We start from the raw sequence: 13,833 nt of genomic DNA, 5'->3' as shown, positions 1-13,833 counted from the left end.
TATTATGGCAAATGCAAGAGAATTGAAAGAGAGGATGGCCAGCATCCAGGAGACAAAGAAGATCACCAACGCCATGTACCTGATCTCCTCCTCCAAGATGAAGCAGGCGAAGAAAAAGCTGGCGGACACAGAGCCCTTTTTCTACGCCATGCAGGCGGAGATCACCCGGATCCTGCGGCACGTGCCGGATATGCACAGCCATTTCTTTGACCGCAGGGAGAAGATCCCGGCAAAGGACAGGAAGGTCGGATGTATTGTCATCACGGCGGATAAAGGTCTTGCCGGGGCATACAACCACAATGTGCTGAAGATGGCGGAGGAGCTGATCGGGCAGCCGGGAAAACACAAGATGTTTGTCCTGGGTGAAGTGGGAAGGCAGTATTTCTCTAAGAGAGAGGATGAGCTGGATTCTGAATTCAAGTATACCGTGCAGGATCCGAACCTGTACCGGGCCAGAGTGATCGCCGTCAAGATGGTGGAGCTTTTTGAGGCGGGAGAGCTGGATGACATTTATATCATCTACACCCGGATGAAAAACGCGCTCCAGGCTGAGACGCAGCAGATCAAGCTTCTGCCTCTGCAGAGAGTCAACTTTGCGTCCGACAAGATGGCGGCCATGGCCGGCGTGTACAGAGAGGCAGTCACCCTGTACCCCTCCGCCCACAAGGTCATGGACAATATTGTCCCCAACTATCTGATCGGCATCATTTACGGCTGCCTCGTGGAGTCTTACTGCAGCGAGCAGAATTCCCGTATGCAGGCAATGCAGAATGCCACGGACAGCGCCACGGATATGCTGAATGAATTAAATGTAACCTATAACCGTGTAAGGCAGGCGGACATCACCCAGGAGCTGACAGAGGTGATCGGCGGTGCCAACGCACAGAAAAGGAAGTGAGATAAAACACTATGACAAAAGGAAGAATTGTACAGGTCATGGGACCTGTTGTAGACGTTGAGTTCGATAGCAGGGAAGATCTTCCATTTATCAAGGATGCACTGGAAGTGGACAACGGTGGAAAGCGCTGTGTCATGGAGGTGGCTCAGCATGTTGGAAACAATGTTGCGCGCTGCATCATGCTTGCTTCCAGCGACGGCCTCTACAAAGGGATGGAGGTGACAGCCACCGGGGAGGGCATCAAGGTTCCGGTTGGCGAGCGGACCCTTGGAAGACTTTTCAACGTGCTGGGAGAAACCATCGACGATAAGGAGAAGATTCCGGAGGATTCAGAACACTGGGTAATCCACAGAAAGGCGCCCAGCTTTGAGGATCAGAGCCCGGCTGTGGAGGTGCTGGAGACAGGCATCAAGGTCATCGACCTTCTGACCCCCTACGCAAAGGGCGGAAAGATCGGCTTGTTCGGAGGCGCCGGTGTGGGAAAGACAGTCCTGATCCAGGAGCTGATCCACAACATCGCCACGGAGCACGGCGGATATTCTATCTTTACCGGCGTGGGCGAGCGTTCCAGGGAGGGAAATGACCTCTGGACAGAGATGAGCGAGTCAGGAGTCCTGAATAAGACAGCCCTTGTGTTCGGACAGATGAACGAACCACCCGGAGCCCGTATGAGAGTGGCGGAGACAGGGCTTACTATGGCTGAGTATTTCCGTGACGAGGAGCACCAGAACGTGCTGCTGTTTATTGACAATATTTTCCGTTTTGTGCAGGCCGGTTCTGAGGTGTCCGCCCTTCTTGGACGTATGCCGTCAGCCGTGGGATATCAGCCCACTCTGGCAAATGAGATGGGCGCTCTCCAGGAGCGTATCGCCTCCACGAAGAACGGGTCAGTCACATCTGTGCAGGCTGTGTACGTGCCTGCGGACGACCTGACAGACCCGGCTCCGGCTACCACATTCTCCCATCTGGATGCCACTACAGTTCTTTCCAGAAAGATCGTGGAGCAGGGTATCTATCCGGCTGTAGATCCGCTGGAGTCCACCTCCCGTATTCTGGAGGCTGACGTGGTGGGCGAGGAGCACTACCAAGTGGCCAGAAGGGTGCAGGAGATTCTCCAGAAGTATAAGGAGCTGCAGGATATCATCGCCATCCTCGGTATGGAGGAGCTGTCAGAGGAGGATAAGCTGACAGTCAGCAGGGCCAGAAAGATCCAGAGGTTCCTGTCACAGCCCTTCTCTGTGGCTGAGACATTTACCGGAACACCGGGAAAATATGTGCCTCTGTCGGAGACCATCCGCGGCTTTAAGGCTATCATCGATGGCGAGATGGACGAGTATCCGGAGAATGCGTTCTTTAATGTCGGAACTATTGACGAGGTTATCGAGAAGGCAAAGGCTGAGCAGGCTTAAGCGCGGCCGCGCAGTGCCTTTTGTCCGGCAGAAGGAGTGAAATTAGATGAACACATTTTTTTTGAAGGTTATATCCAGCGACAAGGTTTTTTACGAGGGAAAATGCCAGAACCTGATCCTTCCCATTGAGGACGGAGAGTTCAGTGTCCTGGCCCATCATGAAAACATGATCGTGGCAGTGGTAAACGGGGAGCTCCATCTGAAGACTCCTGAGGGCGAATGGATCACAGCCGCTGTGTCCCGGGGGTTTGCTGAGATCATCAACAACCGTGTCTCCGTCCTTGTGAACTCGGCGGAGCGGCCTGAGGACATTGATGTAAAGCGAGCCGAGGAAGCCCGCCAGAGAGCTGAGGAGCGCCTGCGCCAGAAGCAGAGCATCCAGGAATACTACCTGTCCCAGGCATCCCTGGCCCGCGCCATGACCCGCCTAAAAACCTCCCGAGATAAACATTGGAATATCTGATGGCAATGAGCCATGCGGAAGTATACGGAAAAGGACTCACATCGTGCTTGCACGTAGGGGAGTCCTTTTTTGTATGCTTCCATAGGGCGAACGCCCGAGACTGACACGGAGCGAAGCGTAGTGGAAGTCGGCATGGCGGAGTAGATCTGGTCGACACTTCATGCCAGCCCAACAGCTGCTTGACGTTCTTAGAAAATTGTGTTATGTTAATACTATCTTAAGCGGCATGGCATTTCGCCGTTCATAAGCCGCTTGATTATGAATTGGTCGTTCTTTTGCTTCGGCTTCTGAAGCAGAATATCAGCCTTGTGACATGTAGTAAATTTCGCTATAATTGAAGAAAGGAAATTGCCTATGAGAAATATGCTTGCGGAGGATATCGCGCTGGCAGAAGGAAAGTCTCAGTATGACGCCCAGTGTAAGAAAGTGCTGTCAAACAGGACGATCCTTGCCTGGATATTGAAGCGCACAGTGCAGGAGTGTCAGGAGCTGTCTGTATCTCAGATAAAAGCATGTATATGCGGAGAGCCTGAAGTGTCCAACGTGTGGGTGGAGCCTGGAAGGACGAACAGACTGCCGGAGCAGGTGGTCGGAGATGCAAACGAAGACAGCAGCCGGATGAAGGAGCCATTTATTTTGATATACGGCTTCACATGCTCATTCCCGCCCGGAGAAAAACAGAGATTAAGCTGATCATCAATATTGAAGCACAAAAAGAATTTTATCCGGGTTATAACCTTGTTACACGGGGAATATTTTATGGGGCCAGGCTGATTTCATCGCAATTGGGAACGGAATTTACAGGTTCAGATTATGACAGTATAAAGAAGGTTTACTCCATATGGATTTGTATGAATGCCCCAAAGTACATAGGAAATGCCATTTCCATATATTCAATCGGAAAGAAGGATATTGTACCGGGGATTCCGGATCGTCCAGGCAGCTATGACAAGCTGTCAGTGATCTGCATTTGTTTGTGTGACGGGGCGGAAGACGGGCAGGAGCTAACGAGGATGCTGAATGTACTTCTGTCTCCGTCTTTGAGAACGGGAGATAAAATTGAAAAACTGGAAAATGATTTCCAGATAGAGATGGAGTACAGCCTTGGAAAGGAGCTGGAGCAAATGTGCAATCTGAGTGATTATGTAGAAGAAATCGGGATAGAAAAGGGAATAGAAAAAGGGAGAGACGAAGGGAAAAATCTAAACCTTATTGAGCTTATCCAAAAGAAATGCAGGAGAAATAAAAGCCTGGAAGAAACGGCGGCAGATCTGGAGGAAGAACCCCAGGCCATTGAGGCGATTTACAGGATCGTGCAAAAATATCCCCATGCATCCTGCGAGGAGATATTAATGAAGCTGAAGGAATGACAGAAGCGGAGGTGCGGCAGACATGAAGAAACTGAAAACCCGCTGGACAGACCAGGTGCTGGAGCACCCGGACCAGGTACTGGCAGAATATCCACGGCCTTCCATGCGAAGGGAGAGCTATGTCAATCTGAACGGATACTGGGATTATGTGATCACCGGGAAAGGAAAGAGGCCGGAGCGGTACGCGGGGCGTATCCTTGTGCCTTTTTCCCCGGAGGCCCCCCTATCGGGGGTGGAGAGGAGCCTTCATCCGAGCCAGGTGCTCTGGTACAGACGGATGCTGCCGGGAGAGGTGGAGAGAAGATCGGGCAGGCGCTGGCTCCTCCACTTTGGCGCAGTGGATCAGTTCGCCGCTGTCTACGTCAACAAGAGACTGGCGAAAAAGCATCTGGGAGGTTATCTGCCTTTTTCCGTGGATGTGACAGATTTCCTGAGGAAGGGAGAAAATGAGCTCATCGTGGGCGTGCGGGATTTTACGGATCAGTCCTACTACAGCAGAGGAAAACAGAAGCTGCAGAGGGGAGGCATGTTCTACACAGCTCAGAGCGGGATCTGGCAGACTGTGTGGATGGAGGAAGTGTCGGAGGCGCACGTGGACAGGCTGAAGATCACGCCTCTCTACGATGAGAAAATGGTGGAGGTCACGGTCTGCTGCGCCGACCGGGGCCAGGTTTCTGTTGCTGTGTCTTCGGAGGAGACGCAGCCCTGGGAGGTGGAGGGGGAAGCCAATGAGCCCATCCGCATACCGGTGCCCCGGATGCATCCCTGGACACCGGAGGATCCATTTCTTTATTTCCTGAGCGTCACCTTTGGGGAGGACCGGGTTGACAGCTATTTTGCCATGAGAAAGATTTCCGTTTCTTTAGATGCGGAGGGTATCCCTAGGACATTTCTCAACGGCAGGCCCTATTTCCAGAGGGGCGTTTTGGATCAGGGGTACTGGCCCGACGGACTGTACACGGCGCCATGCGATGAGGCCCTGGAATTTGACATCAGGGAAATGAAGCGTCTCGGGTTCAATATGCTCAGAAAGCACATCAAGATCGAGCCGGAAAGATGGTACTATCACTGTGACCGGCTTGGGATGCTGGTGTGGCAGGACATGGTCTGCGGAGGCCGTCCTTACAGGAAATGGTATGTCACCTACCTGGCAAACGGATTGGAGAAATTTCATATCCGTATGACAGACCGTACCTACGGGCTTCTGGGACGGAAGGAGGAGAAGGGACGGCAGCAGTTTGTGGAGGAGATGAAGGAGACGATCCGCCTGCTCTGGAACCATCCCTCCATTGTCACCTGGGTTCTGTTCAATGAGGGCTGGGGACAGTTTGACGCAAAGGAAGTGACGCGGCTGGCCAGGGAGATGGATCCTTCCCGGCTCATTGACCAGGCAAGCGGATGGTTTGACCAGGGCGGCGGAGATTTCCGGAGCATACATAACTATTTTTTTAAGCTGCGCTTCTGGAGGGAAGAACGCGTCCAGGCGCTGACGGAATTCGGCGGCTTCTGCTGGAGGTGCAGGGAGCACAGCATGTCGGGAAAGGTCTACGGCTACAGAATTTACGGGAGCAAAAAGGAGCTAAGCGCGGGCTATGGCCAGCTGATAAAGGAGGTTGCCTCTCATATAGGCGAAGGGCTGTCCGTTACCATCTATACCCAGCTCTCAGATGTAGAGGAGGAAGTAAACGGCATTTACACCTATGACAGGGAGATACTGAAGATAGATGAGAATGTGCTGAAAGAGTGGAATGAAAAATGCAGTATTTGATATCCATGGGATCAAAGTCCGCATGGAGTATCGGAAAATAAAAAATATGAATCTGTATGTGCGCCCGGAACAGGGTGAAGTGTTGGTGACAGTCCCCTTTAGGACGCCCAGGGAGCGGGTGGAGCGGTTCCTGTACGAGAAGGAGGGCTGGATGCGCCGGCATCTGGAGCGGACCCGGGTGACCTGCGAGTACCCGCCTGTGTCGGAGGAGCAGATAGAAAAAATGAAAAGGCAGGTTTTTGGCTATGCCCAAAAGTGGGAGACGATCATGGGCGTCCATGCGTCCGGCTGGACCCTGCGGGATATGAAGACAAGGTGGGGAAGCTGTACTGTGAGCACGGGGCGTATCCGGCTGAATACCAGACTTGTCTTTTGTCCGGAGGAGTGCCTAGAGTATGTGATCGTGCACGAGCTCTGCCACCTGATTGAGCCCAGCCACAACCAGCGGTTTAAGAGCTGTATGACAAAATTTCTGCCGGACTGGAAGGAGAGAAAGAAGAAATTAAATGGTTTACACGTGGATAGCTGATATTTCTCCTCTCAGGGAGGAGCAAATTTACAGGAAATACTATGAGAAGGCGCCGGATTTCCGCAGGGAGAAGGCGGATCAACTCCGTTTTCCCCAGGACCGGGCACAGAGCGTGGGCGTCTGGGCGCTGTTGGAGAAGATGCGGAAGCGATACGGGGCCGGCCCGGATCAGGTCTTTAACCTGTCCCACTCCGGGGACTATGTGCTGTGCAGCATTTCTACAGAGAGGGAGGAGAAGGTGGGGTGCGACATTGAGACCGTGAAGGAGGCCCGGATGCGGGTGGCCCGACGTTTTTTCCTTCCCTCTGAGACTGCCTGGGTCGAGGGACAGCCGTCAGAGCGGGAGAGGGCGGAGGCTTTCTACCGCTTGTGGGTACTGAAGGAGAGCTTTATGAAGGCAGTGCGCAGAGGGATGGGACTGGATACGAGGAGCTTTGAGATAGGCTTTGACGGAGAAGATCGTCCTTTCCTTGTGAGGAAGCCCTGGCAGTATCCGGAAAGATATTATTACAGGGAGTATCAAGTGTCGGGGATCAATGCCAGGATTGCCGTGTGCAGCACAGACGGAGCGTTCGGGGAGATATATCAGGAGCTGCTGGAGTAAAGGCGCGGAGCAAAGCAGACAGGGGAAGGTTTATGGAGCAAAACCCGGATTGACGTACAGTATATGTTTTGCTAAAATAAGAAAAGGGAAAAGCATAGGTTTATGAAGAAACTCTGAAGTTTACAAAACGAAGAGCCATAAGCTGTGCAGGGTGAGTATAATTTAATTGAATAAGGAGGAATATCATGTTAGATCTTACATTCGGAGAACAGGTCAAAATTATCTTAAGCCGGAAAGGCATGACGATCAAAGAACTCGCGGAAATGATAGAAGAGCGGACGGGGAAGAAGATGTCCAGGCAGAATCTTACGCAGCGCCTTGGAAGGGACAATTTCCAGGAGCAGGACATGCGCATGATCGCGGAGATACTTGGCTGTCCGTTTCAGCTGAATATACTTGGTGACGCAAGGCAGCCGGAGAACACAGATGAGGAGAGTGTTCATGTCACGGAGGCCGAGTTGATGCGCCTCGAAAAGAAGAAGGGAAAGAAACACCGTCATCCTGTGGAGCGGGATATCACCATCGGTGAGCTGGTGGATCTAAACAGTGGTCTGGATCAGCTCCTGGAGGAAAAGGAAGAGCTCCTGGGTGAAGAGATTGCTTTGGATGCTGCCCGGCCGGAGGCGGAGCAGGAGGACGCGGCAGAAGCTGTCGTGGCGGAAGAGCGTGTGACGGAAGCTGCTGTGGCAGAGGAGCAAACAGAGGAGGCGGCGGCGTCAGTGGAGGCGGCTTCAGAAGAAGCAATGCCGGAAGATGCCGCGCCGGAAGAGACTGTACCGGAAGAGATGGCGGCAGAAGCAACGGTAGAAGAGACAGTAGAAGAAACAGTAGAGGAAGTACCGGCGGAAGAGACGCCTCAGGAGCGCCCGGCCAAAAAGGCAAGGGGAAGCTGGAGAGATTTCTTTCAGAGACGTACCAGAAAAGAGCCTAAAGAGCATGTCGCCCAGGCAGAGGCAGAGCGGCAGGCTGCTTCCCCGGCTGCAGCCCGTGAGGATGTAAAGCTTCAGGAGGAGCCGGAAGAGGTTCCTGATGAGGCACTGGAGACGGCCGCAGAGGAGACCCTGGAAGAAAGAGCGGCAGAGACGCCGGTGTATACCCAGGAGACGAGAGAAGAGATGCTGCAGGCTGGCGGAGATGAGGAAGAGGATCTGGAAAAGGGAGAGGTTAATCCCTACACAGGGCATGAGTATGAGTCCAATACTGTGCGCATGCATCCCAAGAGGATTGGGTACGTTCAGGTGTATGACAGGAGCAGCCACCAGTGGACAGACATGACAGAGTGGGCCTTCCTCGGCTATCAGGAGAGGAAGAAGGCTCTTCTTGGAAATGACTACGAGCCGCCCATTTATCTCGATTAAAGAAAGGAAGAGGACCGTGAACTGGGAGCAGCTTTTATCTCCGAAGAGAAGCAGGGGGAGTGGCCAGAGACATCCTGGCTCTTCGGATCTGCGCAGCGAATTTGAAAAGGATTATCACCGGATCATCGGGAGTGCCTCCTTCAGGAGACTGCAGGACAAGACTCAGGTGTTTCCGCTGGATAAGAGTGATTTCATAAGAACCCGGCTGACTCATTCTCTGGAGGTGTCCTCCCTGGCCAAGTCGCTGGGACAGAATATCGGCGAAAATATTCTTACATATAAAAAGGATCCTTCCTTTACCCCGCAGATGAAGGAAGATATCTGCAGCATCCTGCAGTGCGCCGGGCTGATCCACGACATCGGCAACCCGCCCTTTGGACATTTCGGCGAGGTGGCCATACGGGAGTGGTTTGAGAGAAATCTTCCCCGGCTGATCTTCAGAGGAGAGCCGGTGGAGCAGGTACTGACAGAGCAGATGAAGCAGGATTTTTACCATTTTGAGGGAAATGCCCAGGCCTTCCGGCTTGTGACAAAGCTGCATTTTCTCGTAGATGAGAATGGGATGAACCTCACTTACGCCCTGCTGAACACCATCGTGAAGTATCCGGTCTCCTCGCTGGGGATCGACGCTGACTGCGGCGATATCAAGAGGAAAAAGATCGGCTACTATCTGGCGGATGAGGAGCTGTTTCACCGGATTGAGCGGGAGACAGGGACAAACGGGAGACGGCATCCGCTGACCTTTATCCTGGAGGCGGCAGACGACATCGCCTACAAGACGGCGGACATAGAGGACGCCTTTGTCAAGGGATTTATCTCCTACCATATGCTGATGGAGGAGTTGAAGAAACTGAAAAGTATTCAAAACAACAATAAAGTCATCTTTGACCCGGCGGGAAAGCTGGAGGAGCTGTACCGGCGGGGTGTGGAGAAGGGAGTGGACCATCCGGAGGAGTATGCGGTCAAGAACTGGATCGTCCGGGTGCAGGGCTTCCTCATCTCCTGCGCCACGTACGGATTTACCTCTAACTACGAGGCGATCATGGAGGGGAGCTACTCTTCGGACCTGTTTTACCATACGTTTGCAGAGGAGCTGATGGAGCTGCTGGGAGACGTGGCTATGAGGCGTGTGTTTTCCACCAGGCAGATCTATCTCATGGAGCTGGTGGAGGCGGGCATACTGGACTATCTCATGGACAGCTTCGTGAGGGCGGTCATCCACTATGACGAGGACGACAGCGCCTTAAATTCTATTGACAGGAGACTTGTGTATTTTATTTCCAGCAACTACAAGGACGCCTACCACTATCATGCAAGAAGAAAGACTGATACGGAAAAGCTGTACCTGCGGCTTCTCCTTGTCACGGATTTTATCTGCGGCATGACAGACAGCTACGCCAAGAGACTGTACCAGGAGCTGAAGGCGATCCTCTGACAAAGGGAGAACAGGTATTTTCCGGTATCCAGGCGAATAGATTGTGATAACCAGACAAAGAATGGAAGTGGAGGTTTGAAACGATTTATTCGCTATTTGTATGAATATCAGGATGGAAAACGCATCCGCAACGTGGGCTTTGTGAAGGTGGAGCAGACGGATGAGTCCACGATAGTGCATATTCATGGAAAAGGGCTGCACCTCACGGAAGACAAAAGGCTAAAGGTGTACATTTTTTATGTGAAGGAAGGACAGTGTATCGGGCTCTGGCAGGGAGACATCGACCATGTGAACCCGGCTGTCAATTCCCGGCTGACTTTTACTCCGGAGGACACCGGGCGGCCGTCCAACTATCCGCTGATCGAGGGCGTTATACTGGAAAATGCAGGACACAGGAGATTTGCCGCCGTCTGGGATGACATGCCTGTGGCGGTGGAGCGGATGCAGGTCTTTAGAGACGAGCCGGAGCCGGATCTTGCCAGTCTGGCGGCCCGGAAGGCTGCGCAGGACGAGGAAGAAATGCGGAAGAGAAGTTCCCCGGAGGAGAGTGGAGAGGATGTCCCGGGTGAAGATATTCCGGATGGCAATGTCCCGGACACAAACGGGACTAGCGGCGAGGACAGCTCCATGGATTTGGCGGACAGCCAGGAAGAGGCGGAGCCGGAAGCGCTGGCCTCAGAGGAGGAGACAGACATTCCGGAGGAAATGCCCCGGCAGGAGCGCCCGAACAGGACCGGGGGAGACCCGCCTATTGGATCCCTGCGCTGTATCAAGATCCAGCGCAGGGATATCGCTCAGCTGAAGCGCTGCGAGTGGCGGCTGGCCAACAACAGCTTTCTCCTCCACGGATACTACAGCTATCATCACCTTCTGCTGATACAGGAGGGAGAAAAGTGCTGGCTTGGAGTGCCCGGCATCTATCATCCCCGGGAGGCGCAGGCGGCGGAGGCCTTCGGTTTTCCAAGATTTGTCCGGCCGGATGAGGGGGACGTGGAGCTGACCGAAGAGGAGACAAACAGGGAGGAAGACTTCGGATACTGGTGCCGCCCGGTGAGGCGGTGACACAATTGGAACAATTTCAATTCCAGACGTAATACTTTTTAAAAGTATTACGTCTGGAATGAAAAAACTGGTGTACAATTTTGGATAAAGTGGTGTGTAAATGTGCAAAGTGTAGATGAAAAATATATGAAAGAGGCAATTAAACAGGCAAAGAAGGCGTACGCGCTGGACGAGACCCCGATCGGCTGCGTGATCGTATATGAGGGAAAGATCATCAGCCGGGGCTACAACCGGCGGAACACAGACAAAAATCCTCTGGCCCACGCGGAGATCACGGCCATCCGCAAGGCCAGCCGTAGGATGGGGGACTGGCGGCTGGAGGGATGCACCATGTATGTGACGCTGGAGCCCTGCCAGATGTGCGCGGGCGCCATTGTCCAGTCCCGGATGGACCGGGTGGTGATCGGGTGCATGAACCCCAAGGCGGGGTGCGCCGGCTCTATTCTAAATCTGCTCCAGATGGACAGGTTCAACCATCAGGCTCAGATCACGTCTGGTGTGCTGGAGGAAGAGTGCAGCTCCCTCATGAAGCAGTTCTTCCGGGAGCTGAGGGAGAGAAAGAAAAAAGAGAAAAAGAGCAGCGTCCCATCTGTGGCGGATTGACTGATCCGTAGCAGATGGGACGCTGCTCTCTTTTCCCTAAAAAATGTGAATGGATTTATAGTTTATATATGACCACCCTGCCCGCGGCAGCATGGCAGAAAGCTTTTTTCGTGCATTGCGCTTCGAACCAGGCCAACAGACGTTACCTTGGCAGTTTACTCAACCCAGGCACCCTCACGGCACCCGAAAGGTTCCGCTTAGTGCTGCTTCGTTCCCGACCTGACACGGTTCACGGATTTCCGTCGCGTGAGACCCGGATATCAACGTCACTTACCAAGGGCAGCTCTGCCAGCTTTCGCCCTCCGCGCAATATCACCCCTGCTATAGCGGACTGCAGGTACAAGGCACCGCTACCGCCCCGGCTGCACGAGTCTATATTTTACCCTGTTTTTTTGAAAATGTCAATGGATGCGGGATTTATTGTAAAACCCGATGGAATATAGTAAAATAACAGGCATGATGAGAAAGATATTGTTAGCAGCAGTCAATGCAAAATATATTCACTCCAACCTGGCCGTGTACAGCCTGAAAGCCTATGCGGACGCGAGATTGCGACAGAGCAAAAGCCCTGTCAGTTCTGCCGGCCATGCCGCCGGCGAAGTGGAAATTGAGATCGGCGAGTACACCATCAACCAACAGCCGGACCGCATTATGGAAGACATTTATAAAAGAAGGCCGGACCTTCTCTGTTTTTCCTGCTACATCTGGAATATCCAGATGATCCGCTCCCTTCTGCCTGAGCTTGGGAAGGTGCTGCCGGACACGGAAATCTGGCTGGGAGGGCCGGAGGTGTCCTACGACCCGGTACGGCTGCTGGAGCAGTTTCCCCAGGTGACAGGGATCATGAAGGGCGAGGGGGAAGAGACCTTCGCGGTTCTGGCGGGAGCCCTGGCAGCAAGAGAAGCGGGCCCGGGGACAGATTTGGAGGACGCAGAGGGCATCACCTGGCGTGACAGCCGGGGGCAGATCCGGGATAATCCGTGGAGACAGCCTCTGGACATGGATCAAATTCCCTTTGTCTACCAGGATATGACAGATTTCAGGCACAGGATCGTATATTATGAGAGCAGCAGAGGCTGCCCCTTTTCCTGCAGCTACTGCCTGTCCTCTGTTGACAAGAGACTCCGGTTCCGAAGCCTTTCTCTGGTGAAACGGGAGCTTCAGTTTTTCCTGGACGCAGGGACAGAGCAGGTGAAATTCGTGGACCGGACCTTCAACTGCCGCCACGACCACGCCTTGGAGATATGGAAATACATCCGCCGGCATGACAACGGAATCACGAATTTCCATTTTGAGGTCTCGGCGGACCTTTTGAACGAGGAGGAACTGGAGTTGATCCGATCCATGAGACCCGGGCTGATCCAGCTGGAGATTGGCGTCCAGTCCACCAACCCGGAGACCATCCGGGAAATCCGAAGGACCATGGATCTTGCCCGCCTGGAGGAAAATGTGAGAAACGTGCGGGAAGGGAGAAACGTGCACCAGCACCTGGATCTCATCGCCGGTCTCCCCTGGGAGGATCTGGAGAGCTTCGGGCGCTCCTTTGACAGGGTCTACGCCCTCCGTCCCGACCAGCTGCAGCTCGGCTTTCTCAAGATCCTGAAGGGCTCCCGCATGGAGAAAATGAAGGAGGCATACGGCCTGCTCTGCCGCGACACCCCGCCCTATGAGGTGCTCTCCACAAGGTGGCTGTCCTACGGGGATGTGCTGATCCTAAAAGGGGTGGAGGAGATGACTGAGCTCTACTATAACAGCGGCCAGTTCAGGACAGCCCTGGAGCTGCTGGAGCTGCGGGAGCCCTCGCCCTTTGCCCTCTACAGGAGGCTTGCGGCTTTCTATGAGCGGGAGGGGCTGGATCAGGTGCAGCACGCCCGGGCGGCCCGCTATGAGATCCTCCTTGACTTTGTCAGGGAAAACTGGCCGGAGGATGCCGGGGAGATGAGGGAGCGGCTCATTTTTGACTACTATCTTCGGGAGAACGCCAAAAGCCGGCCGGCCTTTGCGGGTGAGTCCCGGGCGGACGGACAGTGGGTCCGCGGCTTTTATGAGACAGAAGCCCGGGAGCACAGATTTCTGGAGGACTGCGAAGGGGCAGATAAAAATCAGCTCCGCAGGATGACCCACCTGGAGTATTTTCCCCTGAAGGGGGAGTATGTGCTCTTTGACTACAGACACAGGGATCCCCTCACAAATGACGGAAGAGGAATTCATATTGCAATTGAAAAATAAAACGTTTACAATGTAGGGAGCGGCTGAAAAATAAGACTAACTATTAAAGAAAGTCAAGTAAAAAAGTGGCAACGACTTTTCGTTGCAATCAGTACCTTGAAAACT

General features: G+C 53.5%; 13 protein-coding genes and 1 other RNA gene. 13 read left to right on the top strand and 1 reads right to left on the bottom strand.

Going from position 1 to position 13,833, the window contains the following annotated elements; genetic code table 11:
- Nucleotides 1-4 precede the first annotated feature (4 nt).
- The 12 genes from atpG (at nt 5) to tadA (ending at nt 11,499) form a co-directional block, all read left to right on the top strand.
- The gene (gene atpG, locus H7U36_RS09945) at nt 5-898 is read left to right on the top strand and encodes an ATP synthase F1 subunit gamma (protein WP_033126167.1); all 894 of its coding nucleotides are present in this window, start codon (nt 5-7) and stop codon (nt 896-898) included.
- Nucleotides 899-909: 11 nt separating this feature from the next.
- Complete coding sequence (atpD, locus tag H7U36_RS09940; protein WP_205156085.1) at nt 910-2,307, top strand: F0F1 ATP synthase subunit beta; 1,398 nt, start codon at nt 910-912, stop codon at nt 2,305-2,307.
- A gap of 46 nt (nt 2,308-2,353) precedes the next feature.
- Nucleotides 2,354-2,770 carry an ATP synthase F1 subunit epsilon gene (gene atpC / locus H7U36_RS09935; protein WP_033126169.1) on the top strand — a complete coding sequence of 139 codons (417 nt, stop codon included), beginning with the start codon at nt 2,354-2,356 and terminating at the stop codon, nt 2,768-2,770.
- A 354-nt stretch (nt 2,771-3,124) separates the two neighbouring features.
- Nucleotides 3,125-3,463: a hypothetical protein gene (locus H7U36_RS09930; protein WP_205148433.1), complete on the top strand. Its 339-nt coding sequence runs from the start codon at nt 3,125-3,127 to the stop codon at nt 3,461-3,463.
- Nucleotides 3,424-4,140, top strand: a complete 717-nt coding sequence (locus H7U36_RS09925) for a hypothetical protein (RefSeq protein WP_138303587.1) — start codon at nt 3,424-3,426, stop codon at nt 4,138-4,140. The genes H7U36_RS09930 and H7U36_RS09925 overlap by 40 nt, the downstream gene beginning before the upstream one ends.
- A gap of 22 nt (nt 4,141-4,162) precedes the next feature.
- Nucleotides 4,163-5,908: a glycoside hydrolase family 2 protein gene (locus H7U36_RS09920; protein WP_205148434.1), complete on the top strand. Its 1,746-nt coding sequence runs from the start codon at nt 4,163-4,165 to the stop codon at nt 5,906-5,908.
- The gene (locus tag H7U36_RS09915; RefSeq protein WP_191493627.1) at nt 5,889-6,437 is read left to right on the top strand and encodes a M48 family metallopeptidase; all 549 of its coding nucleotides are present in this window, start codon (nt 5,889-5,891) and stop codon (nt 6,435-6,437) included. Before H7U36_RS09920 ends, H7U36_RS09915 begins: the two co-directional genes overlap by 20 nt.
- Nucleotides 6,415-7,041 carry a 4'-phosphopantetheinyl transferase family protein gene (locus H7U36_RS09910; protein WP_191429108.1) on the top strand — a complete coding sequence of 209 codons (627 nt, stop codon included), beginning with the start codon at nt 6,415-6,417 and terminating at the stop codon, nt 7,039-7,041. Before H7U36_RS09915 ends, H7U36_RS09910 begins: the two co-directional genes overlap by 23 nt.
- 185 nt (nt 7,042-7,226) lie before the next feature.
- Nucleotides 7,227-8,399 (top strand): hypothetical protein, encoded by a 1,173-nt coding sequence (locus H7U36_RS09905; RefSeq protein ID WP_205148435.1) that lies wholly within the window; start codon nt 7,227-7,229, stop codon nt 8,397-8,399.
- A gap of 16 nt (nt 8,400-8,415) precedes the next feature.
- The gene (locus tag H7U36_RS09900; RefSeq protein ID WP_191493629.1) at nt 8,416-9,834 is read left to right on the top strand and encodes a deoxyguanosinetriphosphate triphosphohydrolase; all 1,419 of its coding nucleotides are present in this window, start codon (nt 8,416-8,418) and stop codon (nt 9,832-9,834) included.
- Between the two features lie 96 nt (nt 9,835-9,930).
- A complete protein-coding gene (locus tag H7U36_RS09895) occupies nt 9,931-10,896 on the top strand; it encodes a hypothetical protein (RefSeq protein ID WP_243426747.1) in 966 nt (321 codons plus the stop codon).
- Nucleotides 10,897-10,998: 102 nt separating this feature from the next.
- Complete coding sequence (tadA, locus tag H7U36_RS09890) at nt 10,999-11,499, top strand: tRNA adenosine(34) deaminase TadA (RefSeq protein WP_307875385.1); 501 nt, start codon at nt 10,999-11,001, stop codon at nt 11,497-11,499.
- 108 nt (nt 11,500-11,607) lie between these two features.
- On the opposite strand, the gene ffs is transcribed toward tadA, so the two are convergent.
- Nucleotides 11,608-11,869, bottom strand: an RNA gene (gene ffs / locus H7U36_RS09885) — signal recognition particle sRNA large type.
- Nucleotides 11,870-11,955: 86 nt separating this feature from the next.
- Between ffs and H7U36_RS09880 the strand changes: the two genes are divergently transcribed.
- Entirely contained in the window at nt 11,956-13,728 is a 1,773-nt protein-coding gene (locus H7U36_RS09880) for a B12-binding domain-containing radical SAM protein (RefSeq protein WP_243425717.1), read from the top strand.
- The last annotated feature ends 105 nt before the right edge of the window (nt 13,729-13,833 follow it).

Origin of the sequence: Faecalicatena fissicatena (assembly GCF_016900595.1) — a bacterium.
Lineage (GTDB): Bacteria > Bacillota > Clostridia > Lachnospirales > Lachnospiraceae > Claveliimonas > Claveliimonas intestinigallinarum.
The sequence above is the reverse complement of the archived record's forward strand: the minus strand, read 5'-3'. Positions and strand labels throughout refer to the sequence as shown.

Excerpts from the sequence above, each read along its gene's own strand:
- atpG (WP_033126167.1), top strand. The coding sequence starts at position 5 with ATGGCAAATGCAAGAGAATTGAAAGAGAGGATGGCCAGCATCCAGGAG.
- atpD (WP_205156085.1), top strand. The coding sequence starts at position 910 with ATGACAAAAGGAAGAATTGTACAGGTCATGGGACCTGTTGTAGACGTT.
- atpC (WP_033126169.1), top strand. The coding sequence starts at position 2,354 with ATGAACACATTTTTTTTGAAGGTTATATCCAGCGACAAGGTTTTTTAC.
- H7U36_RS09930 (WP_205148433.1), top strand. The coding sequence starts at position 3,125 with ATGAGAAATATGCTTGCGGAGGATATCGCGCTGGCAGAAGGAAAGTCT.
- H7U36_RS09925 (WP_138303587.1), top strand. The coding sequence starts at position 3,424 with ATGCTCATTCCCGCCCGGAGAAAAACAGAGATTAAGCTGATCATCAAT.
- H7U36_RS09920 (WP_205148434.1), top strand. The coding sequence starts at position 4,163 with ATGAAGAAACTGAAAACCCGCTGGACAGACCAGGTGCTGGAGCACCCG.
- H7U36_RS09915 (WP_191493627.1), top strand. The coding sequence starts at position 5,889 with ATGAAAAATGCAGTATTTGATATCCATGGGATCAAAGTCCGCATGGAG.
- H7U36_RS09910 (WP_191429108.1), top strand. The coding sequence starts at position 6,415 with ATGGTTTACACGTGGATAGCTGATATTTCTCCTCTCAGGGAGGAGCAA.
- H7U36_RS09905 (WP_205148435.1), top strand. The coding sequence starts at position 7,227 with ATGTTAGATCTTACATTCGGAGAACAGGTCAAAATTATCTTAAGCCGG.
- H7U36_RS09880 (WP_243425717.1), top strand. The coding sequence starts at position 11,956 with ATGATGAGAAAGATATTGTTAGCAGCAGTCAATGCAAAATATATTCAC.